This is a genomic window from Arthrobacter sp. ZGTC412, from assembly GCF_002929215.1.
Classification (GTDB): domain Bacteria; phylum Actinomycetota; class Actinomycetes; order Actinomycetales; family Micrococcaceae; genus Arthrobacter.
Genome location: NZ_PJII01000010.1, coordinates 14,622 through 40,581, shown reverse-complemented (window position 1 = coordinate 40,581; position 25,960 = coordinate 14,622). Strand labels below are relative to the sequence as shown.

Genomic DNA, 25,960 nt, shown 5'->3' with positions numbered 1-25,960 from the left:
ATAGCCCAAGGGAGTCATTTTGGGACCCAAGGATTTATCCGCCAGCCCCGGAGCACCAGAACCGGGAACCGAGCGCGCGCCGGTGCACAACCTGCGGCTCCGTCCGCATGCAAAAGTGCTGGTGGTGGGTGGCGGGATCAACGGCGTGGGAACATTCCGGGACCTGGCTCTGCAGGGAGTTGACGTTGCACTTGTGGAACGCGGTGACTACTGCCAAGGGGCCAGCGGAGCGTCCTCGCACATGATCCACGGCGGCATCCGCTACCTCGAGAACGGCGAGTTCCGGCTGGTCCGCGAGTCAGTGGTGGAGCGCAACCGGCTGCTGCGGATCGCACCGCACTACGTCAAGCCTCTGCAGACCACCATCCCCATTTTCAGTACCTTCTCGGGAGTGCTTGCTGCCCCGCTGCGTTTCCTCACGCACAAGCAAAAGGGGAAGCCCAAGGAGCGCGGCGCCTTCCTCATCAAGCTCGGCCTCAGCCTGTATGACTCGTTTTCCCGCGACGGCGGCACGGTGCCACGCCACCAGTTCAGGGGCCGTCAACGCGCCCTCGCAGAACTGCCCGGCCTTCGCCCAGACGTCAAATATGCGGCCACCTACTTCGATGCTTCCGTGCACAACCCCGAACGGCTCACGCTCGATGTCCTGCAGGACGGCGAAAAGGCCGGCCGCGCATCCGGCGCCAATGCCCAGGGCAACACTGCCCGTGCCAGCAACTACCTGTCACTGGTATCCATGACCGGCGAGCCCAACCGCGGCACCGGCAAAGGCAGCACGGTCCGGCTGCGCGATGAGCTGACCGGTGAGGAGTTCGATTTCACCGCGGACGTCATCGTCAACACCACGGGCGCCTGGGTGGACCTCACCAACGAAGCCATGGGTACAGCGTCCGCGTTCATGGGCGGTACCAAGGGCTCGCACATCGTGTTGGACCACCCGGAGCTCCTGGCCGCATGCGGGGGACGCGAGATCTTTTTTGAGCACACCGACGGCAGGATCGTCCTCATCTATCCCATGGGGGACCGCGTGCTGGTCGGCACCACCGACGTGGACGCCGACATGACCCAGGACGCCGTCTGCACCGACGAGGAAATCGAGTACTTCTTCGAACTTATTGGCCACGTCTTCCCGGACATCGCCGTCAAGGGCGAACAGGTTGTCTATACCTTCTCCGGCGTGCGGCCGCTGCCCCGGCATGACGCAACCCAGCCCGGATTCGTTTCCCGGGATTACCGGATCGAGCGCCAGGGCCCCGGGAGCAGCACAGCCGGGGCGGGCGCCGTCGTCATGAGCCTGGTTGGAGGCAAGTGGACCACCTTCCGCGCGCTGGCTGAACACCTCACCAACGACGTCCTCGCCGAACTCGGCATACAGCGGAAAGTCTCGACGGCGCAGCTCGCCATCGGCGGAGGCGCAGGCTTCCCCGCGGACGAGGCCGGTGTGCAGAAGTGGATCAAGGAGCACATGACGGACAGCCGTGACGCGGACCGGACCGCCGGGTTGCTGACCCGGTACGGAACGCGGGCGGAGTCCGTTATGGCATACCTCGATGGCGGGCAGGACCGTCCGCTGCACTCCACCCGCGAACTGAGTGTCCGTGAACTGGAGTTCATGGCGTCCCATGAGCAGGTTGGGCACCTCGTGGATGTCCTCATCCGCCGCACGTCCCTGGCTTTCCGCGGCCTTGTGACGGGAGAGCTGCTCAACGAGGTGGCGGACGTACTCGCCGTTCCCCTGGGGTGGGACTCCGCAGCACGGGCAGCCGAGATCCGGCACGCGCAGGAAGTGCTGCAGCGGTTCCACCGCGTAGAAACGCACAGCCTGGTCGCATAGGACAGGCTGGCTGCCGGGGCGCATGACCCGCCCCGGCCCCACGGTCCTTCAACCCGCGAAGGACTGACAACAGAAAATAGAGGAGTCAAAGATGTCTCTTGGAATTGTTTTCCTTTCCGAAGTCTTCGGAACGGCGATGCTGACCCTGCTGGGTTGCGGTGTCGTCGCCAATGTCGCCCTGCGGGGGACCAAAGGCAACAGCGGCGGGTTCCTGATGGTTACCTGGGGATGGGGTGTTGCAGTTTTCGCGGGTGTCTATGTGGCTGCGAGGTCCGGGGCGCACCTGAACCCGGCAGTGACGCTTGGCCTGCTCGCGAACGGAGCTGAGGAATACGCCCCCGACGTTCCCGTCGATTTCGCGTCAACGCTCACCTATTTCGGCGGTGAACTGCTGGGTGCGTTCCTCGGTGCGGTGGTCTGCTGGCTCGCCTACAAGCAGCATTTCGACGTCGAAGAGGAACCCGCCAGCAAGCTTGGTGTCTTCTCCACTGGCCCGGCCATCCGTTCCAGTTCCTGGAACCTCGTGACCGAGATCATCGGCACGTTCGTCCTGGTCTTCGTCATCCTCACCTTTGGCGGGACGCCCTCCGGCCTGGGACCGCTGGCCGTTGCACTGCTGGTTGTCGGCATCGGTGTATCCCTCGGCGGCCCCACGGGCTACGCCATCAACCCGGCCCGTGACCTCGGTCCGCGCATCGCCCACGCCCTGCTGCCCATCAGGGGCAAAGGTTCCAGCGACTGGGGCTATTCCTGGATCCCGGTAGTCGGTCCGCTGGTCGGCGGTGCCCTCGGCGGCCTCGTCGCCCGGCTGGTCCCGATCATTGCAACAGCAGCAGCCTGACCTCCCACCTAAGCCACTGCCAAAAACAGCACCGACACAGACAAGGACGTCACCATGAGCCAGTACGTAATCGCCATCGATCAGGGAACCACCAGCAGCCGCGCCATCATTTTTGACCACAGCGGCAGCATCGTCTCCTCCGGCCAGATGGAGCACGAACAGATCTTCCCCAAGGCGGGGTGGGTGGAACACAACCCTGCCGAAATCTGGAACAACACCCGCGAGGTCATCGCCTCGGCCCTGTCAAAGGCCAGCCTGACGCGGCACGATGTTGCCGCCGTCGGCATCACCAACCAGCGCGAAACGGCCGTGGTGTGGGACAAAACAACCGGCGAGGCCATCTACAACGCCATCGTGTGGCAGGACACCCGCACCCAGGACATCGTGGACGAGCTGGCAAGGGACGGGGGAGCGGACCGCTTCAAGCAGAAGGTCGGCCTTCCGCTGGCCACCTATTTCTCCGGCACCAAGATCAAGTGGATCCTGGACAACGTGGAGGGCGCACGCCAGAAGGCGGAAGCGGGCGACCTGGTCTTTGGCAACACTGACGCCTGGGTCCTGTGGAACCTCACCGGCGGGGTGGACGGCGGTGTCCACGTCACTGATGTGACCAATGCGTCGCGCACGCTGTTCATGGACCTGGACACGCTGCAGTGGGATGAGGAAATCCTGGGCATCTTCGGCGTTCCGCGGAGCATGATGCCGGAAATCAAGTCCTCCTCCGAGGTCTACGGCACGGTCCACACCTCGCAGCTTCTGCGCGAGGTTCCGGTGGCGGGCATCCTCGGCGACCAGCAGGCAGCCACCTTCGGCCAGGCCGCGTTCCAGACCGGCGAAGCCAAGAACACCTACGGAACCGGCTGCTTCCTGATCTTCAACACCGGCGAAGAAATCATCCACTCCAAGAACGGGCTGCTGACCACGGTCGGCTACAAGCTCGGCGACGCAGCACCCCACTACGCCCTGGAAGGTTCCATCGCGGTTACCGGCTCGCTGATCCAGTGGCTGCGGGACAACCTGGGCATGATCAGCAGCGCCCCGGAAGTGGAAACTCTCGCTGCGTCGGTTAAGGACAACGGCGGCGTGTACATCGTCCCGGCGTTCTCCGGGCTCTTTGCACCGTACTGGCGTTCCGACGCCCGGGGCGCGATTGTGGGCCTCACCCGGTTCGTCAACAAGAGCCACATTGCCCGGGCAGCGCTGGAAGCCACGGCGTTCCAAACCCGTGAGGTGCTCGACGCCGTAAACGCCGACTCAGGCGTTCCGCTCTCGGAGTTGAAGGTCGACGGCGGCATGGTCGCCAACGATGCGCTGATGCAGTTTCAGGCGGACATCCTCGGCGTCCCCGTGATCCGGCCGAAGGTGGTGGAGACCACCGCCCTGGGCGCGGCCTATGCCGCCGGCCTCGCCGTCGGGTTCTGGAAGGACCTCGGCGAACTGTCATCCAACTGGTCCGAGGACAAGCGCTGGGAACCACAGCTGGACCAGTCCGAACAGGACCGACAGATGCGGCTGTGGAAGAAGGCCGTCACGAAGTCCATGGATTGGGTTGACGAGGACGTGCACTAGCCCTGTTGCCCCCCAAACAGAGGGGCCGATGACTCCCGCCCGCCCGCTTCGTGGTGCCCACCACACCATGGCGGGGAGTCATCGGCCCCTCGGTCGGCTTAACCAACGTCAGTCCTCGTGAATCTCCACAGTTCCTGCGTTGCCGTCGACCGTGACTAGCTGGCCTGTCCTTAGGTCCTGGGTGGCTGTTCCTGTTCCTACTACTGCGGGGATGCCGTACTCCCGTGCAACCAGGGAGGCGTGGGCTGCCAGGTTGCCCCCATCCGTGACCACGGCTGCAGCTTGGGTAAACAGTGGGGTCCAGGCTGGTGCGGTTGCTCTGGCAACCAGCACCTCGCCTGGTTCAAACCTTGAAAAGTCCCCGGAACCTTCCACGATACGGACGCGGCCCCGGGCACGGCCGGGGCTTGCGGGATGGCCCACCAGGGCACCTTGGGGAAAGTTGGTGCTGCTGCGGGCCGTGTTGGCCAATCGGTCGAAGGTGTTGCCGAGCACCGGAAGCCTGCCCAGCATCAGCGGGGCTGCAAGCTTTCGTTGACGAAGCCAGTCCCCGCGGCGTCCAGCAACGTTGTCCTGCTGCGCTGGCGCGTCCAGCCGCAGATCCTGCCGGGTCAGGAAGTAGACGTCGTCCGGGCTGCTGATGACGCCCGCCTGTTCCAGCTGCGTCCCGATCCCGGCCGCGCAACGGCGCAGCAGCGGCCAACCCAGGGTAAAGTCCCGCACCTGTTCCTCCCGGAGCAGGGCATAGTGCTGGGCAATCGCAAGTAATCTGTCGAACCGGCGCAGTCGGCGGGGGCCCTTGAGTATGGAGCGGCAGGTCGCTTCGGCCGCACGCCGCCGGTCAGCCGCGGCAGCGGCGCCCCGGGAATCACCGCCGGACGGGACCGCCGGGCCTGGCTCCTCGCCCGCCGTCGGGTGATACCAGTCGAGGCTGAAGACGGCGTGGTCAGACCTGGCCGGCAACGCCGGGGCCAGGCCGCCGAGCAGCACCTGGTAGCCGCCGCCGTCGTACAGTCCCTGCTCCTGCCGGATGGCAAAAACGGGGGCAAGATGCCTGCGCCAGAACCGGGCCAGCACCAGCTCCACTTTCCAGGCTGCCCCGCCGGTGGCGGCGAAGAACCAGAGATACTGCCCGGCAGCGCGTGCCACTTGTTCAACGAGGTCCAAGTGCCCGGCCAGGGTTGGCGGCAGCGGGACATCCCGGTAACTGTCAACCAGCCGTCGGTAGGCGGGCAGGTGTTGGCTGCGCCACTCCAGCTCAAGGCCCCGCAGGACGGCGCGGTCTGCACCGGCGGGGTCGACCATGGGGCGGACCACGGAGTTGAAGAAGTATTGCAGCGAGCGCGGCGTGCCGCCGACAACAAGGTGGGGGAGGGCCCGGAGTGTTGGCGGGGCCACGTAGTACCAGCCGTTCACGGTGGCATAGCCCATGGGAACCCGAAGGCTGGCCGAGCGGAAGACGGCGTCGTTGTAAGCGGCATCCATGCAGGGAATGATCCAGTCCATAAAGAGCGGTGTGACAGGTTCTGGCAACCATTCTCCAAGCCGGAAGTTCCGGATCCACGCGCCCTTTCCCGGGGCCCGCCACACCACTGGTTCCGGAACGGCTGTCATCGGACGCGCCTGCAGGACCTGTACCTGCCCGGAACGGTCCACAGCCCACTCCACGTCCTGCGCGCAGCCGAAGTGCCGGGCGATGCTGCCCGCCAAGGCGGCGACCGCCGTCGCGCTTTCCCTCGTCAGCACAGGTCCTGACTGCGCGGCAGCAGCACCACTCCGGAGGCTGACCAGCCCATTGCGCGCAAACCACTCTTCGCCGCGCTCGGACCCTCCCACCAGACTTTCCCCGAGCCCCTTCACAGCGGAGATCACCGTCTCGTCCCGGGCGCCGGTCAAGGGATTCGCCGTGAAGGCGACGCCGGCAGCCGCTGCGTCCACCATCTGCTGTACGAGGACCGCCATGGTCCCGACGCCGTTGGGAGTTCCGTTTCCAGCGTCCGGATCGGCGCTGGGCCCAGTACGCGGGTGGTCGGCCGGCTGCAGGGGGTGCGATTCCTGGTACGCCCGGACGCGGGCGGCGTTAGCCGAAATAAAACAGCGAATGATGGCCGACGGGAGGTCCCCGGCTGGCACCCCCAGATAACTTTCATACATCCCGGCGTAGGAGGCACCGGGCAGGTCTTCGGCCGCCGCCGATGAGCGGACCGCGTACGGTCCCCGACCGGCCATGCGGGCGGCGGCCCGCAGCTGGCGGTCCCACGCATCCTGATTGTCTTTTGAACGGGCGTCCCAAGCTGCGTGTGTGACGACGAAGCCGGGAGGAACAGGAAAACCCGCGGATTTCAGTTCGGACAAGGCTGCGGCTTTGCCGCCGGCCTCCTCGCGCGCCAGTGGGAGAGGTCCGCCAAGGCGCGGAAAAAGGGCACTGCCAGAGGGATCGGCACTGAAAGCAGCACGGGCGTCATCGCCCAAGTCATCACCAGGGTCATTGCCCAAGGAGTCACCTGCCGGGAACGTGGCTGGATTGCCCGGCTCAAGTCTAGTAACGCAGGGCGCCGGCGGTACAGGTAAGCCGCTCACCGTCCTGCCCCCTTGGTGCGCTAAAGTGGTTGCATGCGTGCGATCCTCCTGCTTAGTTAGCCGCCCGGCATCCGAAATATCGGATAACCGTGCGGCAGCCCCTCCATGGTGAGGGGCTTTTGTGTGTCCGGGCTTGTTTCCGGGCCGCCAGCAGGAGGATCAGGCCGTTATGGCAGCACAGATGCCGTAACAGAACAGAAGAGGGCAGCAGTGGGCGTTCAGCCGGAGACAGAGACCGGAACAGCAGCAGTGTCGGCGGAGGTGCCCGAGGAGGGCGCGTACAGCTTTGCCGCCATGGAGGCCAAATGGCCGCAGGTGTGGGAAGACCTCAAGGTCTTCACCCCTGTCGACGACGGGTCCCGGGAGCGGCGCTACGTGCTGGACATGTTCCCGTACCCGTCCGGGGACCTGCACATGGGGCACGCCGAAGCGTTTGCCATGGGTGACGTGGTGGCCCGCTACCTGCGCCAGCAGGGCTACGACGTCCTGCACCCGATCGGCTGGGACTCCTTCGGCCTGCCCGCCGAGAACGCCGCCATCAAGCGCAACGCCCACCCCAGTGAGTGGACCTACGCCAACATTGACACGCAGGCCGCGTCCTTCAAGCGCTACGCCATCTCCGCTGACTGGTCCCGCCGGCTGCACACCTCGGACCCGGAGTACTACCGCTGGACCCAGTGGCTGTTCAAGCGCTTCTACGAGCGCGGCCTGGCGTACCGCAAGAATTCACCGGTCAACTGGTGCCCCAAGGACCAGACCGTGTTGGCCAACGAGCAGGTTGTCAACGGCGCCTGCGAACGCTGCGGCACCACTGTCACCAAGAAGTCCCTGAATCAGTGGTACTTCAAGATCACCGAGTACGCTGACCGGCTGCTCGATGACATGGATGAGCTGCGGGGCCACTGGCCCGAGCGCGTGCTGGCCATGCAGAAGAACTGGATCGGCCGTTCCGAGGGTGCGCACGTTAACTTCGTGATCGAGGGCGACGGCGGCAAACCCGCCAAGGACGTCACGGTCTTCACCACCCGTCCCGACACCCTGTACGGCGCAACCTTCTTTGTCGTTGCCGCGGATGCGCCCCTCGCCGTCGAGCTGGTTACGGATGAGCACGCGGCTGCCCTGGACGAATACCGTGAGCAGGTCAAGGCGCTCACCGAAATCGAACGGCAGTCTACGGAACGGGAGAAGACCGGCGTTTTCACCGGCCGGTACGCCGTCAACCCGCTGAACGGTGAGAAGCTGCCTGTGTGGGCAGCTGACTACGTCCTGGCCGACTACGGCACGGGCGCCATCATGGCCGTGCCGGCCCACGACCAGCGCGACCTCGACTTCGCCCGGAAGTTCGACCTCCCCGTACGGCCCGTCCTGGACACCGGCGAGGAAGACCCCTTTGTGTCCGGCACCGCCACAACGGGGGAGGGCACGCTGATCAACTCCGGCGACCTGGACGGACTGCCCAAGGCTGAGGCCATCCCGGCCGCGATCGCCATCCTGGAACGCCAGGGCACGGGAGAGAAGTTCGTGAACTTCCGGCTGCGCGACTGGCTGCTCAGCCGCCAGCGGTTCTGGGGCACCCCCATCCCGATCATCCACTGCCCGTCCTGCGGCGAGGTCCCCGTGCCTGATGAGCAGCTGCCCGTCACCCTTCCGGCAGACCTCCGCGGCGAGGACCTGTCGCCGAAGGGCACGTCACCGCTGGCTGCCGCAGAGGCCTGGGTCAATGTTGAATGCCCCAACTGCCACGGACCGGCCAAGCGCGATACCGACACCATGGACACCTTCGTGGACTCGTCCTGGTACTTCCTGCGTTTCGTCTCGCCGGAGTTCACGGAGGGTCCCTTCGACCCGGCGAAGATCAACGACTGGATGCCGGTAGGCCAGTATGTGGGCGGTGTGGAGCATGCCATCCTGCACCTGCTCTACGCCCGGTTCTTCACCAAGGTCATCCACGACCTGGGCATGATCGATGCCGACGAGCCGTTCAGCGCCCTGCTTAACCAGGGCCAGGTCCTTAACGGCGGCAAGGCCATGAGCAAGTCCCTGGGCAACGGCGTTGACCTCGGCGAGCAGCTGGACAAGTACGGCGTGGATGCCGTGCGCCTGACCATGATCTTCGCCTCCCCGCCGGAGGACGACGTCGATTGGGCCGATGTTTCGCCGTCGGGCTCCGCGAAGTTCCTGGCCCGCGCTTGGAGGTTGGCGCAGGACGTCACCAGCGAGCCCGGAGTTGACCCCGCGTCCGGGGACCGTGCGCTGCGGTCGGTCACGCACCGCACCATCGCCGACGCCGCGGCCCTGCTGGACAACAACAAGTTCAACGTGGTGGTGGCCAAGCTGATGGAGCTGGTCAACGCGACCCGCAAGACTATAGACGCCGGTGCCGGCGGGGCCGATCCCGCAGTGCGGGAAGCTGCCGAGGCGGTTGCCGTCATCCTCAGCCTCTTCGCGCCGTACACCGCCGAGGATATGTGGAACGTCCTGGGCCACCCTGCCTCGGTGGCGAACGCCGGCTGGCCTGCCCACGATGAAGCGCTGCTGGTCCAGGAGACCGTCACCGCCGTGGTCCAGGTCCAGGGCAAGGTCCGCGACCGGCTTGAGGTCTCGCCCGACGTCTCTGAGGACCAGCTGCGCGAACTGGCGCTGGCCTCGGACAACGTCCAGCGCGCCCTTGACGGCCGCGGCATCCGCACCGTCATCGTCCGCGCCCCTAAACTGGTCAACATCGTCCCGGCATAAGCCGGACCGGGCCGCCGGAATCCTCCGGCGGCCCGCTGTGACTCCAGGAGGCCCACTTGCCACACCGCGATGCCGCCGCCTGGCCCTGGGTCCGTGCACGCCTGCTGGCACGACGCCGCCGGCAGGAAAGTCCGGCAACCCAGCCGGACGCCGTCGTACGTATTGCTGTGGTGACCGACTCGGCCGCCGCGCTGCCGGCCGACTGGGCCGCAGGGCTGAGCAGCGACGGACGGCTCACCGTCATTCCCATGCCCGTGATGGTGGGCGAGGAGATCTACGGCGAGGGCGAAGACGATATCTCGGAGACCATTGCGCTGGCCCTGGCCAGCGGGACGTCCGTTAAGACCTCCCGGCCCTCGCCCGGACAGTTTGAACAGGCCTATGTGGCGGCGCAGCGCAGGGGCTTTGAAGCGGTGGTTTCCGTCCACATCTCGGGTGGGCTGTCCGGCACGGCAGATGCCGCGCGGCTTGCGGCCGGCAGGGTGGGCATTCCGGTGGAAGTGGTCGATTCCGGAACGGTCGGCATGGCCCTTGGCATGGCCGTCCAGGAAGCTGCGCGCGTTGCCGGCCAAGGCGCCAACGCGGAGGCAGTGGCGGCCGCTGCCACCGGCCAGGCAGGACGGACCAAGGTCTATTTCTACGTTCCGAGCCTCGAGCAGCTTCGGCGCGGAGGGCGGATTGGGGCGGCTGCCTCTTTGTGGGGAACAGTGCTTGCGATCAAGCCCATCCTGGGGGTCGACGGCGGCAAGATCGTTCCGCTGGAGAAGGTGCGGTCAGCCGTCCGTGCCGTTGCCCGTCTGGAGGAGATCGTGGCTGCGGACGCGTCGGCCCGGACCGCTGCGGACGTGCGCCTTGCCGTCCATCATTTTGGAAACCCAACTGAGGCGGAGGGGCTGGCCAAACGGCTGGCGGCTGCCTTGCCGCAGTGCCCGCCTGCCCAGATCAGTTCCCTTCCCGCCGTTCTCGCTGCCCATGCGGGGCTGGGTGTTCTCGCCGTCATTGTGGGCGATAACTTTGCCGTGGATGACGCCGGCTGACCTCGGGGGTAGGTAGTCGCCCTCCCACAGGTAAGCCTTCCGAGTCCTACCCGAAAGCAAACCAAAAGTGTCCACAGCACTCATTGCTTGACTTCACCACGGCCGGCGCACCTCTCGGTGCCCGTATCGCTTCAGCGGCGATTTTGTTGGGCGGGATGGCATTTGTGGTGATGTACCGCAACTTTTAGGTGGCTCCGCGGGCCTATGAGGTGGCCTTCCGCAGCGTGCTGGGCAAGGAACACGTCCTTGCCTACCTCGCTTCCTGGGCAGCCCGTGCGCACGGACGCCACGCGTTGGGCACCGCCCTGGCAGGGGCAGGAGCAGTGCTGCTGCTGGCCAGCAATTCTGGCGAGGTGACTGGGAGGCAGTGTGCCGTGACCGGCAGTGTCGTGGGAAGTTATGACGTCGAAGCGTGAGAGCCATGCGCCTGTCCACATAGCGGCCTCTTGCCCTGTTTTCCTGCCGCTGCCAGTCCCTAGCGTGGGGGTATGTCACGCCGGGATGCTGGAGCAGCAGGTGAACGGGCGCGCCACGCCAGGTCGCGGCTGCAGGCTACCCTGGGCGACAACTCCCGTGGGCTGCTGCTTGGGGACGACGGCGGGTCCCCCTTCGAATACCGGGGCACGGACGGCGGGGAAGGAGGGAGGCGTGCCCTTACGGGGGAAGATCCGGCCAAGGAGCCCGTCGCCGTTGGCCCCGCAGTTCGCTGGCGCCTCAGTTTTCGGCTGGGCGTGCTCTTGGGCATCCTTGCAGTCGCTGCCGGTGCCTGGTTTTGGTGGCAGGCGGCGTCCGGCCGGCCGGAGATCCTGCCGCTCAGCGGCATCAGTCCCGGAACCACCGACCCAACAGCCGCGGACAGCACCTCGGGGGAGGACAGTGGTGGCGGCAACCGCGCCGGTCCCGAGCCCGACACGCAGGAAAGTGCACCTTCAGGCGCAGTTGTGGTTCACATTGCCGGATCAGTGCTTCGGCCAGGAGTTGTGGAGTTGCCCGCTGGCAGCCGGGTGCACGAGGCCATTGCCGCCGCCGGAGGGGCCGCGCCAGGGGCGGACCTGAACCGCCTTAACCTCGCCGGGGCTGTGGAGGATGGGCAAAAGATCCACGTCCCGCAGCAGGGCGAACCGCTGCCAGCCGGCTCTGGGGATCCAGGCGGGCCAGTGGCCGGGGATCGCCCGGATGGAAGTGCCGGTGTGCCGGCAGCATCGAAAATCAACCTGAATACTGCCGGGGTGGAGGAACTGGATGGTTTGCCGAAGGTCGGCCCGGTGCTGGCACAGCGGATCGTGGACTGGCGCAAGGAACATGGCGCGTTCAAGGCCGTCGAAGACCTTGACGCCATTGACGGTGTCGGTCCCAAAATGCTTGAAGCATTGCTGCCACTGGTGACCATATGAAACGAAGGCAAGGCGCAATGACGACGGCCGTTGGGCGGCGCCATGGATAACAGAACAGCGGGGACCGGGTCGAGCCCCTGGAGCAGTTTTGTGGAGTCGGCAGTCCGCGGGCACGCGGCCGGTGAGCAGGACGCGCAGCAAACCGGTGCCATGGAACAGCCCTCGTCAGCAGCTGGGGAGGGGCCGGGGAAAGGTGCCCCGGCCCAACCGCGCCGGAGGTTGCTGGGCGCCAGTGGCCCTGCCGGTCGCCCCGGAAGAAGCCTCGAACAGTTTTGGGTTGCGCAGTCTGCCCGATTCCGGGACGGCGACAGGAAAGCACGGCAGGACGCCGACCCCGCCAATGGTGAAACTGCACGCCGTCGCACAGACGTCCGGCTGGCACTGCCGGCGGCGCTCGTCTGGGTTGCCTCCGTCGCCGGGCTCTGGCTGCCCCCGATGGCGCTGGGCGGCCTCTGCTGCGCACTGCTCGTCCTTTCGGCCCTGCTGCTGCACCGTACCGTCAAACCCAGAACCCGCCGAGCGGCCAGGCATGGCAACGGGAAAACGGCCCGGCGCAGCTTCCTGACCACCACGGCCGTCGCCCTCCTCCTTGCCGCGACAACGGCAGCGCACTCGGCGGTGGCCGCCACCCAGCGGCACGACGGTCCACTAGCTGCCGCCGTCTCTTCGGGAAAGTCAGTAGTAGCCGTCCTGGAAGTGGCAGGAGCGCCCCGCGCCCTGACTGCACCCAACCAAGCCGGCCCGCCTGCGCGCTGGTCCGTACCTGTTTGGACGCGGGACGTCAGTACCGGCGGTGTTGTGCTGCGGACCCGGGCCCAGCTGTTGGTGATGGGCGGCGGCGGTTGGGGCGCGTTGGTGCCCGGCCAGCTGGTCCGGGCAACCGGGAAGCTCCGCCCCGCGGATCCCGGGCGGGAGGAGGCCGGCATCCTCACAGCGTCCTCCGGACCAGGACAGCCCGTTGGCCCGCCAGTACTGCAGGGAGCAGCCAAGGAACTGCGGGAACGGTTTGTAACCGCGGCCTCTTTCTTGGCCCCGGATCCGCGCGGCCTGCTTCCGGGAATGGTCACCGGGGACACCAGTGCGCTCGACGAGAGCCTGGACGCTGCCATGAAAAGCGTTGGCATGACCCACCTGACCGCCGTCAGCGGGGACAAAGTCATAAAGTAGGGTGGGTTTATGGATCCGAAGAATCTCTTGGTTCGAGAGTATCTCCGCGTGTCAAAGGACCGCTCCGGCAGAGGCAAGAGCCCTGACCAGCAGCACGATGAGAACGTTGCAGCCCTCATGCACCGCGGGTGGGATATTCACGCTGAGCCCTACAGGGACAACGACAGAAGCGCGAGCCGGTATTCCAAGCAGGCGCGTGAGGGCTTTGCCAAGCTCATGAGCGATCTTGAAGAAGACGCCTTTGGTGCCGGCGCCCTGGGCTTGTGGGAGTCCAGCCGTGGATCACGGCGGACAGGGGAGTGGGTTGACCTTATCGAACTGTGTGAGGAACGTGGGATCCGCATCTGGGTGACGACGCACGGAAGGCTCTATGACCCGGCCAACGCTCGTGATCGCCGCACACTTTTGGAAGATGCTGTCGACTCTGAGTACGAGAGCGCTAAGACAAGTAAGCGGTTGCAACGTGACATGCGATCCAACGCGGAGAAGGGCCGGCCCCACGGCAAGAAAATCTACGGCTACCGGCGCATTAAGGATTCTGAGACAGGCGCCTTGGTTCGGGTCGATCCCCATGAGGAAGAGGCTCCGGTCGTGCAAGAGGCAGCACGGCGCATACTCGCCGGGGAGACCTTCTATGCCATTGCCAAGGACTTTAACGAGCGCGGCATACCGCCTAGGCGCATGACGATGAAGGCACACCGGCAGGGCCTTGGCTGGACGCCCCCCGCCATCAAACAGATGCTGACGATGCCGGCTTATGCAGCCAAACGTCAGCACCAGGGGGAGATCATCGGTGACGCCATGTGGCCGCCCCTCATTGAGCTGAACACTTGGCAGAAACTTCAGATCGTCATGAGTCCTCCAGAGCGCAAGCGGACGAACGACTGGCCGGCTAAACATCTGCTGACCGGTATCGCTACGTGCGGCGTATGCGGGGCTCCGATGCGTATTGGCAAGCAGAACGCCGGACGGCGCAAGGACAAGGTCACGGGGGAACTCTTGCCAAAGCCCGTCGATGAGAACGGCAATGAGCTGCCCTACCCCTTCTACAACACATACATCTGTGTAGGAGTGCCAGGGAAGACGGGATTTCACGTCGCGATGCGTGATTCCCACTTGGACGCCGTCGTTACCGAACTGGTGCTGGCCCGGCTCGAGCGGCCCGACTTCCTTGCCATGCTCGGAGAGCGTGGCAAGGGCAATGACGACGAGCGCCAGGCACTTTTGGCCGAGATTGGGAAGTACCAGGAGTACCTGGAAAAGGTGCGCGATGAGGCAGCCCTGAATCTCAGGTTTGATTTGCTGATTGATCAGGAGGCCAGAATCGAGCCGAAAATCAAAACGGCACAGAAGCGGCTTGAGAAGCTTTCCGAGATAGACCCGTTCGTCCTGCGACTGATGGCCACAGGATCTGTCCGCGAGACATGGGAGGGATTGGACCTGCCCGACAAGCGGCGCGTCGTCCGTGCCGTTATGACGCCGAGGGTCAATCGCGTTGAACCGGACGCAAAGGGACAGAGAGGCATCAACCACGAGCGTGTCGACGTTGTGTGGCGCTGAGAATCAGGTTGACTTTGAGTACCGCTGATAGCAGAACCGGGCTGTAGCGTAGCGGCGCAAAAAGAAAACGTTCCGGCGGCACTGCGGCCGCCCATGCCACTGGTCTGGCCAAGGCGGTGGAATTAGTGCCGGGGGAGGGGCTCCATCTGGAGGTCGGCCGCGTTCACCTTTACTGAAGATAGGGTTCTAGACATGTCTGACAGTCCCACACCACGACGGGCAAAGAGCAGCCTTTCTCCTCTTCAGCGATGGATAAGCTACCTGTGCGTTCCAGTTGTGATTGCCTTGCTCACCGTTTTGTTGCTTCCGCTCGTGGAACAGGCAAACGAGGAAGTTGAAGTGACCTATGGCGTGGAGATCACCGAGACGACCGGATCGCTCATCAACAAAAACATCATCTTCACCGATGAGGATGGGAACCGCCTCAAGTGCCCGATGCCGAGCAAGAGCGATCTCAACAACAGGGCCCCGATGGAATGCAAGGATCGCAATGGAACCATCCACACGGTCGAAGCAGTCAAGCCCCTATAGCCCCCGAAGGAACCCATGAAAAGCGGCCTGATTGCAGTCCTCTGTGCAGTGGTCTTGGCACCAACTCTGATCTCCTGCGCGCCAGGACAACGTACCGACCAGAGCGAAACGCTGAGGGAGGTCAAACCGATGATCCGCTCCGCGGTGGATGACATAGAGGCAATGTTTCCAGAAGCATCGGTCCGGATCTCGGATAACCGTGACGAGCTATCAAGCTGTGCGAGTCCCAAGGACAACAGTCACGACGGGGAGTGGCGGTTGAGCGAGATGAGGTGGATCGACCTCAGCGGCGGGCGGAACCAGGCTCAACTTCTTGACGACATCAAGAACCACATGGCAGCCGAGGGATGGAAGCCTGGCGATAATGACTTCACCAACGGTGTTGATCGACTTGAACTTGCCCATGCGGACGGCGGGTATATCTTCCTGTCATTTAAAGAGTGGACACCAAATGCGCTGACGGTAGACGCTATGTCTGACTGCTATTACCTCCCCGACTATAGCTATAAGTCCGACTTTCAGTAATCGCCGAAGGCTCCTAATTCAAGTTGCTTTCTTATTTGCTATCCGCTTGTATTCCGGCGTCCCAAATTAGGTCCTGGATTGTCCGACGCAGGGCAATAGCCTCATAACTGATAACCTTTCTTCATGGCTAAAAAGACAGTTGTGCTGCTTGAAGATGATATTGACGGCTCGGAAGCGAACCAGACAGTAAATTTTGCTCTCGACGGCACCGAATATGAGATTGATCTGAATGATGGTCACGCCAATGAATTGCGCGAGGCCCTGGAAAGATTCACCAACGCCGGCCGTAAGGTAACCGGTGCCCGCGGCAGCAGGCAGACCACTTCGGCCCGCAAGACCGGCACGAGTGGTGTTGACGCCAAAGCCGTACGACGGTGGGCCACTGAGAACGGCATCCAGGTCAACGCCCGGGGTCGCATCCAGGCAGAGGTAGTCGACGCCTATCACGAGGCGCAGAAGTAACAGGGCTTGGGCTGACGCGTGGAGCTCATCGAACAGGCGACGTTGTGGGGGAACAGGACATGAACCCAACAGCGCGGCATCGTATAGAACCCTGGTGGATCCAGCTCGGGATCTTCTCCGCGTTTATGGTTCCGGTCCTCCTGTTCTTTGGAATCTTGACCGGAGGGCTCGACGACCAGGAGACCTGCGGGATACGTCACCAGCAGCACTATGACCGGGAGTACAGGAAGGCTCATCCTGAACATGCCGGCAGGAACATCTTCCCGCTGAGCAATAAGTGCAACGCCGACTATGACATGGTCCCCTTCTGGATGAACCCCGCGGTCGTCGGTTTCGCGCTGCTCGCTGTCGGCGCCTTCACGGTGCCGCCGCTGAGAGACAGGACTCGCAGGAAACATCCAGGTGGTCCTCGTGCAGCGGACCTGTAGAACCGTCACTGGTCGACCATTCGCGAGGGTCGCCAGGAGTCCTGATGCCGCGAGATATTAACAAGTAGCCGGGAAGTAGTCCATACTTCCCGGCTACTTTTTTGTGCACAAAAAAACGCCTACTAAAGGGCGCGTGTTGCGTCAAGAGGTTCGAGGGTAAAAACACCGACTTTTTGAAATTCACAGGACACGCTCAGAAAGCACAACATAATGTCCCTTATGTTGTGGACTATGTGAGAAGGTCAATTATGGACGTCGCTTATAACATTGCTCCTGCTGGAAACAGGGAAAGACACGCCAGTATTATTGCTGCGTGGCAGCTCGCGCAGACTTCGCGTCACACGCTGGTTGCTTACACCCGAAATCTGGACGCCTACTGCACCTGGCTCGATGGACTGGGCCTGGACCTGCTCACCGTCCGCCGGGTGCATGTCGATGGCTACCGGCACACCCTGGCCGGGGCTCCGTCCACGATCGCCAGGACCCTTGCAGCACTGTCGAGCTTCTACCGGTACGCGATGGCCGAAGGGGCGGCGGACCGGAACCCGGTTGCCACAGTGACCCGTCCGTCTGTCGATGCTGATCACTCTTCGACCCAGGGTCTAGACCGGGATCAGGCGAAGGCGCTGCTCGCGGTCGCCAAAGCAGACGGTCCGCGGTCCCATGCCCTGGTGAGCTTGCTGATGTTCACCGGTGTCCGGGTCAGTGAGGCGCTGGAGGCAAGTACTGCCGACTATGGCCACGACAGCGGGCACCGCACACTGAACATCCGGCGCAAGGGAGGCAGGAGCGCCAAGGTCGCAGTACCCGCCCCGGCGGTGGTGGCCCTGAACACTTATCTGGGCAGCAGCGGTGCAGACCTGGTGCCGGCGCAGAGCCACAGCGTAAGCCGGCCGCTTTTCACCACGAGCACCGGCAGGCCCTGGCACCGGACCGAGGGGTTCCGCACAATCCAGCGCCTGGCCCGCAAAGCCGGTATAGACGGTCAGATCAGTCCGCACAGCCTGCGGCACACCTTCGCCACGATCGCACTGGAGAGCGGGACCTCACTGCATGCGTTGCAGGACAGCATGGGACATGCCGATCCCCGGACCACCCGCAGGTACGACAGGGCACGGAACAACCTGCTCAAGTCGGCCGGATACGACGTCGCACGGGCCCTGGCTTAGGGCTGATTTCTCACTCCCTTTATATAAGGAGTGAAAACGCCGCGTGACGGCCGGCCTATATCGCCAATAGGTGGGCGGCGCCCCCGGAGGTATGTGCTGGATGCCGACATCCGCATCAGCATTGCCCAGCAAGACTGAGGATCAGACTTATATTGCTGCTTGCGTAGGTGGGAAAGTGTCTGGTTTGGATCTAGAGTTCCCGGGTTCCGTGTGGGGAAAAGAGAAAACCAACGCTACTCGGACAGACTTCGGTGGACAGCCTGACGTCAGGTTGAGATGTACCTCAACTGTTGTCAGCTCAGCTTTGCTTGACTGGTCGCCGGTACACCCGTAGTCCATCGTTGTGCAGGAACAGTGCGCGGCCCTTTCCTTCGTCCTGTTGAAGCCAGAGGACGCTGCCGTCCTGGCGAGCATGTCGATGCGGCCTGAGGTGATGACTTGTCCGTGATTGTGGATCTCGACCTCGTCGGTGCGGGAGAGTGTGGACCAGTTGGGGATGGGTTCGGGCCTGGGGGATCCAGTGTGGGGTTTGGCCATACGAGAGCGGGTGTTCATCTCGGTTGTCCTTTATCTACGTGGTTCTGGCGGTTGGCTTTTCTGGGTAGTTATGGGAGGAGGCAGGGTGACCGGTTGGTCACCCTGCCTCCGTTCGTATGCTGCGCTGTTCTCGCGCCCGTCCGTCGGGCTACCTGTTGCGATGGAGTGCGGGAACGGCAGCACACGCGCCGGACGATGTGTCCGGCAGTTTGTAGCGCCGGGTCAGAGTTTGTCGGCCCGGACTGCGAGTACGGGGCAGGTCGCGTCGAGCAGGATGCGCTGAACGGTGCTTCCCAGGATGAGTTTGCCCACCATGGACCGGTGCCTGAGTCCAATGACAATCACTTCGGCGCCGCGTTCCTGTGCGATTTGGATGACCGCGTCCCCCGGATCGGCCAGGATCGAGGATTCGATGGTCAGGGCCAGACCGGCCTCGGTTAGTTGGCGTTCGAGCTCCTGCAGTTCCTGCGCGTCCAGGTCGTGGTGGCCACGGCCGATGTTCACGATGAGCAGGTCTGATTTCCGCCGGTGGGCTTCCTTGATCCCCTCAGTTAGCGCCTCCCTGCCTTCGGGGGCGGATGCGTAGGCTACGAGTACCGTCATTTTTGATTCTCCAATGGCTTGGGTGTGCAGGGTGTTCCGGTGCTAGACGAGGGTGTTGAGCCAGCCCTGCGGCAGGTCGATCGGCAGCAGCGAGGGCAGTGCCAGGAGAACGATGTACAGGACGCCGGTGTAGATGATGGCGACTTTGAGCCGGGCCCTTGCGACTATCAGGAGGAAGGCCGGGATGAAGATCGTGACTGCGATCAGGTATCCGAAGGCGGCTGTGAGTGCCAGGAACCCTGTCATCCACAGGAAGGTCTTCAACGCGAACTTTGCGTCAAGGGTCCAGCCTGCCTTGGCGGGCAGTGTTCCACGGATGCCTTCTGTCTCCTCAGCATGGATCTGATCTGCCTTCGGGGTTCTGTCGCGAAGCCTTCTCCGGGTCTCAATGAAGAGCAGGATGCCGGAGAAGATCAGGCCACCGGTGCTCACCAGCTGGGGGACCAGCCTGGCTTCCGGTGAGAATGAAGCGGAGGAGATTAAGGCGGCAGCGAAGGCGACGAAGAAGATGCCTGATGCTACGAGGGACCAGGTTGAATTCTTCAGCGGAGCTTCGTCGTCCTCGGGCTGTTCGTCCCGGTGACCATCATCGAGGTTGGTGTGTCGGCGGGCGCGGATGAACTTGATGAACGCCCAGATCATCGGGAGGATCAGGATTGCCAGGAAGACCATGACGCCGGGGCGGGCCATCCAGTCGAAGCCTTCGTAGAGGCTGTCGGTGAGGAAGTAGTAGCGTTCCAGCGGGATGGCCAGGACGAAGCCGATCAGGAACGGTGCCCGGGGGAACCCTGTTGATTTCAGCAGCCAGCCGAAGACGCCGAGGATGATCATGATCCAGAGGTCGCCGAGCTGGCCGCCTTCCTGGAAGGAGCCCAGGAGCATGATGGCTACGAGGCCTGCTGCCAGGACGGCGAAGGGGACCTTGGTCAGTTTTGCGAGCTGTTTGACGCTGAGGAAGCAGAGCAGCGCGCCTAGGATCGAGGCAATCGCGAAGGACCAGACGATCAGGTACATCAGGTCCAGGTGCTCGGTGATGATGGACGGGCCTGGCTGGATGCCGTAGGTGAGGAGCATTCCGAGGAGCATCGCTGAGGGGACTCCGCCGGGGATGCCGAAGAGGAGGGTGGGGATCAGGTCGCCGGCTTCCACGGAGTTGTTGGCGCTTTCGGGGCCAACGATTCCGCGGGGGTCTCCCTTGCCGAACTGGCGCTTGTCTTTGGCGGTTGCGACGGCCTGGCCGTAGGCCATCCAGGTTCCGGCGGTCGCGCCGACGCCGGGCAGGACGCCTGCCCAGATGCCGATGAGGGCGCCGCGGATGACCTGGGTCCAGTGGGTGAGCCATTCCCGGATGCCCTGGCCCCATCCGCCGCCGAGGGTGATGGTTTGCTTCTCGCCGCGGCGCTGGCTGGCGCGGGATGCGATTTCGGCAAGACCGAAGATGCCCAGGGCAACGGCCACGAGCGACAGCCCGTCGCCGAGGAACAGACTGCCGAAGGTGAAGCGTTCCTCAGCGGTGGTCGGTGAGGTTCCAACCATGCCCAGGATCAGGCCAAGGAGGCCTGCTGAGACGCCTTTGATGATGTTTCCCCGTGACAGGACTGCGGCCAGGGATACACCGAGGACGGTCAACATGAAGAGCTCGGGACTCGCGAAGGAAAGGACGAGGGGCCGGGCCAGTGGGATCGCCAGGGTCAGGCCGACCGCGCCGATGATGCCGCCGGCCATGGAGGAAAGGAACGCCAGGGTCAGCGCTCGGGCTGCCTGCCCCTTCTTCGCCATGGAGTAGCCGTCGAGCATGGTGACGCTGGCGGATGCGGACCCGGGGGCGCCGAGCAGCACCGCGGATACGGTGTCTGAGGTGTGAACAACAGCGAGGGCACCGATGAGAAGGGCCAGAGCCTGGGGCGGTTCCATCCCGAAGGTGATGGGCAGCAGGATCGCGACGGCGCCTGTGCCGCCGAGCCCGGGGATGAGGCCCATGATCAGGCCGGCGACGGTGCCGATCAGGAGCATGATGAGGAGGGAGGGGTCAGCGAGGGATGCCAGCGCTGCCATTGCGGAGTCAAGCATGATGGTCCTTATTCAACGTGGATGTTGTATTTGTCCGCGAGCAGCCCTGTGACGTAGGACCGGACGGAGCCGCTGACTTTGTAGGCGTCCCGGACGCGGTCGGCCATGCCGGTGTCCGCGACGAGGGGGTAGCCGCCGAGTACTTTGGAGGCCTTTTCCTGGAAACCTGTGTCGGTGCCGAGTTTTTCACTGGATTGGCGGAGCAGCTCGTAGGCGTTCTCCGGTGTCTCCTGCGGCACCCAGAGTCCTTTTTGGTAGGTGTAGGTGAGCCCGAGCAGGGTTTTGTAGGCCTCGTACTTTTCGCCGGAGGGTTTCTTGCCGTGAAGGGTTTCGTAGGCTTCTGCGACTGTGGGCACATCGGGGAAGTTCGGGTCACGGATGACGTCCCCGGCTTCGTTCAGTTGGCCAAAGGACATCAGGACGACGGCTTTGCCTTCCTTGACAATGCCGGCGACGGCCGAGGCGTAGGCGGAGGTCGTTTGGTAGTCCAGGTCAATCTCTCCGCGTTGGAGGGCCAGGTTGACCGGTCCCCGCCCTTCAAAGCCGAAGGTGCTGGTCACGTCGGCCTCGAGCAGGTCGAAGGCGACCAGGGTGGTGATGTCCAGGCCTGTGGCGCTGATTCCGCCGAACTCCAGTGGTGTGTCCCGGTTGATCAGGTCCTGCACACCGGCTACCCCTGCTTCGGCCCGGGCATAAATCACTCCGCCCGTGCCATTGACGACGACCGGCTTGAGGTCTTCAAAGGAGTACTTCACCGCCGAGCGTCCGAGGACCCAGGGAACGACGGTCGATGCTGTCCCGACGAGAATTTCAGTGCCGTCTGTCTTGGCTGAGCGGGCGAACCTGTTGGTGCCCAGGATGCCTTCGCCGCCGGCTTCGTTCACGGGCGCAAAACCGGGGCGCCCGGGGACGTAGTTAGTCAGTTCGGTGCCGATGAACCGGGCCCAGGTATCTGTTCCACCGCCAGAGGCGAGGGGAATGAGGAATTCGAGGGTTTCGCCGCTGAAATTGCCGTCTTCGGTGCTGGAGGGCGGGTTCAGCAAACTTCCACCGAGGACGGTGGTTGCCGTTCCCAACAGTGCAAAGGCGCCTACCGCTGTAAGGATGGTGCGCCGGGAGTGCTTGGGCGGCTCAGGCAGCTCGCCAGGCTCGGTCCGCCCGTCGGTGCCTTCCGGGGAGAGCCCGGGCGGCTCCAAGGATGACTTGTTGCTCGTCATTGAGGAATCCTTAGGTTGGGCCTACCTCAATGCAACACCACTCCGCGGCGTTCAAAGGAGGACAGGCTGTTGTTTTGTGTTCCGCTTACCAGGACTCTGGAAGCAGCAGTTCGGCGTCTGCGATGCGGCGGGCGCTTCGGATGGTTCCGACGACGGGAACGCCGTCGCTGTTTTCCGCCCAGGTCTGGACCAGGCCGGCGGGGGTGCGCATGATCAGTCCGGACGAAGGATCAGTTGTGAGGAGGTCCCGGACCACTGTTCCTTCGTGTTGCGCGGCCATTGTCAGCGCTACGCTTCCTGTGATGGCCAGGGCAGGGTGGAGCCTGCCCATCGACAGCATCCTGACGTTGAGTTCGGCTTCATCGCCCGGGGCCGCTCTGCCGACCAGTGCCAGCTTCGGTATCGCCCGGGCAGCTTCAGCGCGTGTGGCCACAAGGCCCATGCGGACGGCGGCATCTCGGCGTACGTCGTCCAGATGCACAAGCAGTGCAGCCTGGCTGTCAATGTCCGCGGCAGTCTCGTTGCCGGTCAGGCCGATGGACTCGGCATCCAGAATAATCAGGGGAGCGCCGGCATCTATGAGCGTGGCCGAGACCTCTCGGCCGTCGAAGGTGACCTTCTCCACCGGTTCACCGGTGGGGAACAGTTTCCCGGTGGTCCTCCCGGCGGGATCCAGGAATCCCATGCCCACCGACAGCCCGGGGAACGGAACACCGGGAATCGTCTGCGTGCCCGGATCCTGAAGCTTGCCGTCCGGCGTCGGAACCTTTTGCAGAATGAGCTGATCGGTGTTGGTGTTCAGGGTCCGGACCGATGTGGTCTCCTCACCGGGTACCACCCAACCCCGTTCGATCGCATATGGGGCGACCACGGCTGAGCAGTTCCCGCAGTTACTGCCCCAGTCAACTCTCTGTTCGTCGATGGCCACCTGTGCAAAGGTGTAGTCGACGTCGGCCTCGTCACTGAGGGAGCGGGACAGGATGACGGCCTTGCTTGTGGTGGATGTTCCGCCTCCGACACCATCGATCTGACGGTTGTCGGGGCTGCCGAAGAGACGCAGAAGGACTTCGTCCACGCTCTTTCCTGGGACCTGCAGGTTGTCCCACTCGAACACCCAACACTTGCTGGTTCCGCCCCGCATCCACGCTGCTGGGATCTTAAACATGATTGCTTTCACACCTTCCTGGGCCCTTCATCGGGCCTGCAAGCCTTGCCGGCTGGTCTAAGTGTGATTCGAACCTCAGATGAATTACAAACGCGAAATACTGCATATCCGTGCACTTTTACTTCAATTACCAGCCGCAAAATGACGTTACGCGGGGCTCGCGCACGGTGACGGAGCGCGTCGGGAGCCAATTGGAGTGCTAAATTCCGCCGTTGATGAAGCGTGAGCATAATATTGTGAGGGGGGCATAAGAAATACTTCAAAGGAGGCGCGGCTGTGCTCAACATTCGAAGGCTCGAATTGCTGCTGGACGTGGTCGAGCTTGGATCGATCACCGCTGCGGCAGAAAAACATGTGTACTCCCCCTCGGGAGTTTCACAGCAGCTGCGGCGTCTAGAAACCGAAATCGGGCAGCCACTTCTTCAGCGGCAGACCCGCGGCATGGTCCCCACGGATGCCGGGCATGTTCTGGCAGCGCACACGCGACGTATCCTGCGGCAGATGGCTGCCGCTGAGGCGGATCTGGCAGAAATCGCAGGACTCCACCGGGGCAGCCTCACCATGGGGACCTTCCCCACCCTGGGCGGATCCTTTCTCCCGCTCGTGATCAGCCGGTTCAAGAAGGAGTACCCGGCGATCGAGCTGCACGTCCGCAGCAGCCGCTTCGAGGACTTGGTTGAAATGCTGGAAAACGGCCAGGTCGGCATGTCTCTCCTCTGGGACTACGAATGGAACCGGATTAACCCGGGGGACTTTGCCCTCACGACGGTCTTCGAGGACGCCACCGCGCTCATCGTCGGCAAGGACCACCGACTGGCGCGACGGAAGCAGGTGGACATGGCAGACCTGGCCTCAGAAGAATGGATCGTTCGCGGTGATGCACATCCCGTGGTCGAAGTACTGCAAAGAAGCGCAAGCGCGGCAGGTTTCACTCCACGGATCGCTTTCCAGGCAAACGACTACCAGGAGGCCCAAGCCATGGTCAGTGTTGGCCTGGGCATCGCGCTTGCTCCACGAACCGCCGTCGTCAATAAGCATCCCGGTGTCAGCATCGTTTCACTGGGTTCGAGCGCCCCGTCGCGAAGGGTGCTCCTCGCCCACCGACATGACAGGGTACGTGCTGCCGCGGAAATGGCCTTCCAGGCGACGCTCCTGGAAGTAGCCAAAAATACGACAGCGGACTTCCGGTGACGGACTGCCTTCGAGAAGCCCGGCGCCAGCAGTGAGGCACCTCGCGTCGGTATCGCTTCGCTTCGCATCAGCTGACTTGGCAGCACCGAAGGGGGAGCGGTGAGCAAGAGCAAGTCAATCCGTTGGTTATGGATGCTGATTGGAGCTGCGGTGCTTTGCCAGATCGCTCTGAACCTGGCAAGGCCGCTCATCTCTTATAAGGTGTTGGCCCTGGGCGGAGACTCGGTTGCAGTCGGCCTGACCTCTGCCTCCTTCGCCCTCCTTCCGGTGGCGATCGCCCTCTGGCTGGGTCGAATGTCCGACCGCCGCACGTCGATGAAGGGCATCACCCTGGCCGGGACGCTGCTGCTCGCGGCCGGTCCGTTCCTGCTCTCGGCCGCCCCCTCCCTTCTGCTCGTTGGTGTCGCCAGCGCGGTACTGGGTATTGGACACCTGTGCTTCACGATTGCCGGGCAGTCTGCCATCGCACGGTTTGTTCCGCTCAGCAGGATGGACGCAGCCTTCGGCTGGTTCACCGCGGCATTCTCCCTAGGCCAGCTCATCGGCCCACTTGTTGCAGGCCTGGCCATGGGATCTGCCGGAAATGCGCCCGCAGATGCCAGACTCATGGACGCCAACGCAGCTCTAATACTTGCGGCGGCAATAGCGGTCCTTGCCACGCCGGTCGCTTTCGGGGCATCAACGAAGGAACGTGCAAACGCTCCAAAAACAGAAGCAGCTCCGGTGAAGGCCCCGGCATCGAGGCCTGTGGCCCACCTTTTGGGTATCCCCACCGTGAAGACCAACATGCTCGCCAGCCTTGCACTGCTGGCCACGACCGACATCATCGTTGCGTTCCTCCCCCTGCTGGGGGAGGAAAACGGGATCGCTCCCATCGGAATCGGTGTCCTTCTTGCCATCCGGGCCGCGGCTTCGATTACGTCTCGTCTGCTCCTGCCCGTGATGCTGACATGGTGGAGCAGAACCGGGCTCATCACTGCCAGCCTCGTTGGGGCAGGTATCACCTTGGCGATCCTGCCGTGGCTGTTCGGGAATCCTGTTCTGGCGGCGGTCATCTTAGCAATCGTTGGATTCTTCCTCGGACTCGGACAACCGATCACCATGACACTCATCACCCAGGCGGTCCCTCCGGACGCGCGAGGCGCCGCACTGGCGCTGAGGCTGCTCGGCAACCGCCTCGGACAGGTTGCCTTGCCGATCGGGGCAGGGTTGCTGGCAGCTCCAGCCGGACCGGGGGGAGCTTTGTGGATGTCGTCAGCAGTCCTCTGCGCCGCGTCCATAAGATGGCCAAAAAGGCCGTGAGCCTCATTCCGGCATCTGGAACGAACTGCCATGAACAGCCTG

General features: G+C 63.7%; 21 protein-coding genes. 16 read left to right on the top strand and 5 right to left on the bottom strand.

Going from position 1 to position 25,960, the window contains the following annotated elements; translation table 11 throughout:
• The first annotated feature begins 82 nt into the window (after window positions 1-82).
• From CXQ88_RS12710 to glpK, 3 genes are all read left to right on the top strand, one after another.
• Entirely contained in the window at window positions 83-1,834 is a 1,752-nt protein-coding gene (locus tag CXQ88_RS12710; RefSeq protein WP_258061858.1) for a glycerol-3-phosphate dehydrogenase/oxidase, read from the top strand.
• A gap of 91 nt (window positions 1,835-1,925) precedes the next feature.
• Window positions 1,926-2,675 (top strand): MIP/aquaporin family protein, encoded by a 750-nt coding sequence (locus tag CXQ88_RS12705; RefSeq protein WP_104044523.1) that lies wholly within the window; start codon window positions 1,926-1,928, stop codon window positions 2,673-2,675.
• Between the two features lie 54 nt (window positions 2,676-2,729).
• Window positions 2,730-4,244, top strand: a complete 1,515-nt coding sequence (glpK, locus tag CXQ88_RS12700; protein ID WP_104044522.1) for a glycerol kinase GlpK — start codon at window positions 2,730-2,732, stop codon at window positions 4,242-4,244.
• A gap of 108 nt (window positions 4,245-4,352) precedes the next feature.
• Here the strand turns inward: glpK and CXQ88_RS12695 are convergent, their stop codons facing one another.
• On the bottom strand, window positions 4,353-6,740 hold the full coding sequence (locus tag CXQ88_RS12695; protein ID WP_104044521.1) for a PEP/pyruvate-binding domain-containing protein: 2,388 nt from the start codon (window positions 6,738-6,740) through the stop codon (window positions 4,353-4,355).
• 294 nt (window positions 6,741-7,034) lie between these two features.
• Here CXQ88_RS12695 and leuS point away from each other — a divergent pair, with 294 nt between their 5' ends.
• From leuS to CXQ88_RS12640, 11 genes are all read left to right on the top strand, one after another.
• Window positions 7,035-9,560, top strand: coding sequence for a leucine--tRNA ligase (gene leuS / locus CXQ88_RS12690; protein WP_104044520.1), 2,526 nt, complete (start codon window positions 7,035-7,037; stop codon window positions 9,558-9,560).
• A 56-nt stretch (window positions 9,561-9,616) separates the two neighbouring features.
• Complete coding sequence (locus CXQ88_RS12685; protein ID WP_104044519.1) at window positions 9,617-10,597, top strand: DegV family protein; 981 nt, start codon at window positions 9,617-9,619, stop codon at window positions 10,595-10,597.
• A 188-nt stretch (window positions 10,598-10,785) separates the two neighbouring features.
• On the top strand, window positions 10,786-11,013 hold the full coding sequence (locus tag CXQ88_RS12680) for a hypothetical protein (protein ID WP_104044518.1): 228 nt from the start codon (window positions 10,786-10,788) through the stop codon (window positions 11,011-11,013).
• A 72-nt stretch (window positions 11,014-11,085) separates the two neighbouring features.
• Complete coding sequence (locus CXQ88_RS12675; RefSeq protein WP_104044517.1) at window positions 11,086-11,991, top strand: ComEA family DNA-binding protein; 906 nt, start codon at window positions 11,086-11,088, stop codon at window positions 11,989-11,991.
• 42 nt (window positions 11,992-12,033) lie between these two features.
• Window positions 12,034-13,158 carry a hypothetical protein gene (locus CXQ88_RS12670; protein ID WP_181037507.1) on the top strand — a complete coding sequence of 375 codons (1,125 nt, stop codon included), beginning with the start codon at window positions 12,034-12,036 and terminating at the stop codon, window positions 13,156-13,158.
• Window positions 13,159-13,167: 9 nt separating this feature from the next.
• Window positions 13,168-14,718, top strand: coding sequence for a recombinase family protein (locus CXQ88_RS12665; protein ID WP_104044515.1), 1,551 nt, complete (start codon window positions 13,168-13,170; stop codon window positions 14,716-14,718).
• Window positions 14,719-14,910: 192 nt separating this feature from the next.
• Window positions 14,911-15,249, top strand: coding sequence for a hypothetical protein (locus CXQ88_RS12660; RefSeq protein WP_146069211.1), 339 nt, complete (start codon window positions 14,911-14,913; stop codon window positions 15,247-15,249).
• A 15-nt stretch (window positions 15,250-15,264) separates the two neighbouring features.
• Window positions 15,265-15,774: a hypothetical protein gene (locus CXQ88_RS12655; RefSeq protein ID WP_104044513.1), complete on the top strand. Its 510-nt coding sequence runs from the start codon at window positions 15,265-15,267 to the stop codon at window positions 15,772-15,774.
• A 123-nt stretch (window positions 15,775-15,897) separates the two neighbouring features.
• Window positions 15,898-16,236 carry a histone-like nucleoid-structuring protein Lsr2 gene (locus tag CXQ88_RS12650; protein WP_104044512.1) on the top strand — a complete coding sequence of 113 codons (339 nt, stop codon included), beginning with the start codon at window positions 15,898-15,900 and terminating at the stop codon, window positions 16,234-16,236.
• A gap of 59 nt (window positions 16,237-16,295) precedes the next feature.
• A complete protein-coding gene (locus tag CXQ88_RS12645) occupies window positions 16,296-16,664 on the top strand; it encodes a hypothetical protein (RefSeq protein WP_146069210.1) in 369 nt (122 codons plus the stop codon).
• A 248-nt stretch (window positions 16,665-16,912) separates the two neighbouring features.
• Window positions 16,913-17,833: a tyrosine-type recombinase/integrase gene (locus CXQ88_RS12640; RefSeq protein WP_104044510.1), complete on the top strand. Its 921-nt coding sequence runs from the start codon at window positions 16,913-16,915 to the stop codon at window positions 17,831-17,833.
• A gap of 759 nt (window positions 17,834-18,592) precedes the next feature.
• Here CXQ88_RS12640 and CXQ88_RS12635 read toward each other — a convergent pair.
• From CXQ88_RS12635 to CXQ88_RS12620, 4 genes are all read right to left on the bottom strand, one after another.
• Window positions 18,593-18,973, bottom strand: a complete 381-nt coding sequence (locus tag CXQ88_RS12635) for a universal stress protein (protein WP_104044509.1) — start codon at window positions 18,971-18,973, stop codon at window positions 18,593-18,595.
• Between the two features lie 42 nt (window positions 18,974-19,015).
• Complete coding sequence (locus CXQ88_RS12630; RefSeq protein WP_104044508.1) at window positions 19,016-21,043, bottom strand: tripartite tricarboxylate transporter permease; 2,028 nt, start codon at window positions 21,041-21,043, stop codon at window positions 19,016-19,018.
• 8 nt (window positions 21,044-21,051) lie between these two features.
• Window positions 21,052-22,260 carry a Bug family tripartite tricarboxylate transporter substrate binding protein gene (locus tag CXQ88_RS12625; protein ID WP_104044507.1) on the bottom strand — a complete coding sequence of 403 codons (1,209 nt, stop codon included), beginning with the start codon at window positions 22,258-22,260 and terminating at the stop codon, window positions 21,052-21,054.
• Between the two features lie 85 nt (window positions 22,261-22,345).
• On the bottom strand, window positions 22,346-23,425 hold the full coding sequence (locus CXQ88_RS12620; RefSeq protein ID WP_104044607.1) for a PrpF domain-containing protein: 1,080 nt from the start codon (window positions 23,423-23,425) through the stop codon (window positions 22,346-22,348).
• 276 nt (window positions 23,426-23,701) lie between these two features.
• Between CXQ88_RS12620 and CXQ88_RS12615 the strand changes: the two genes are divergently transcribed.
• On the top strand, window positions 23,702-24,616 hold the full coding sequence (locus CXQ88_RS12615; protein ID WP_104044506.1) for a LysR family transcriptional regulator: 915 nt from the start codon (window positions 23,702-23,704) through the stop codon (window positions 24,614-24,616).
• A 99-nt stretch (window positions 24,617-24,715) separates the two neighbouring features.
• On the top strand, window positions 24,716-25,918 hold the full coding sequence (locus tag CXQ88_RS12610; RefSeq protein ID WP_258061848.1) for an MFS transporter: 1,203 nt from the start codon (window positions 24,716-24,718) through the stop codon (window positions 25,916-25,918).
• Window positions 25,919-25,960 lie beyond the last annotated feature (42 nt).

Bases quoted from the DNA above. Each gene is read 5' to 3' on its own strand.
- CXQ88_RS12705 (WP_104044523.1), top strand. From the start codon at position 1,926: ATGTCTCTTGGAATTGTTTTCCTTTCCGAAGTCTTCGGAACGGCGATG.
- glpK (WP_104044522.1), top strand. From the start codon at position 2,730: ATGAGCCAGTACGTAATCGCCATCGATCAGGGAACCACCAGCAGCCGC.
- CXQ88_RS12625 (WP_104044507.1), bottom strand. From the start codon at position 22,260: ATGACGAGCAACAAGTCATCCTTGGAGCCGCCCGGGCTCTCCCCGGAA.
- CXQ88_RS12670 (WP_181037507.1), top strand. From the start codon at position 12,034: ATGGATAACAGAACAGCGGGGACCGGGTCGAGCCCCTGGAGCAGTTTT.
- CXQ88_RS12620 (WP_104044607.1), bottom strand. From the start codon at position 23,425: ATGTTTAAGATCCCAGCAGCGTGGATGCGGGGCGGAACCAGCAAGTGT.
- CXQ88_RS12665 (WP_104044515.1), top strand. From the start codon at position 13,168: ATGGATCCGAAGAATCTCTTGGTTCGAGAGTATCTCCGCGTGTCAAAG.
- CXQ88_RS12635 (WP_104044509.1), bottom strand. From the start codon at position 18,973: ATGACGGTACTCGTAGCCTACGCATCCGCCCCCGAAGGCAGGGAGGCG.
- CXQ88_RS12645 (WP_146069210.1), top strand. From the start codon at position 16,296: ATGAACCCAACAGCGCGGCATCGTATAGAACCCTGGTGGATCCAGCTC.
- CXQ88_RS12640 (WP_104044510.1), top strand. From the start codon at position 16,913: ATGGACGTCGCTTATAACATTGCTCCTGCTGGAAACAGGGAAAGACAC.
- CXQ88_RS12655 (WP_104044513.1), top strand. From the start codon at position 15,265: ATGAAAAGCGGCCTGATTGCAGTCCTCTGTGCAGTGGTCTTGGCACCA.
- CXQ88_RS12650 (WP_104044512.1), top strand. From the start codon at position 15,898: ATGGCTAAAAAGACAGTTGTGCTGCTTGAAGATGATATTGACGGCTCG.
- CXQ88_RS12660 (WP_146069211.1), top strand. From the start codon at position 14,911: ATGTCTGACAGTCCCACACCACGACGGGCAAAGAGCAGCCTTTCTCCT.
- CXQ88_RS12630 (WP_104044508.1), bottom strand. From the start codon at position 21,043: ATGCTTGACTCCGCAATGGCAGCGCTGGCATCCCTCGCTGACCCCTCC.
- CXQ88_RS12675 (WP_104044517.1), top strand. From the start codon at position 11,086: ATGTCACGCCGGGATGCTGGAGCAGCAGGTGAACGGGCGCGCCACGCC.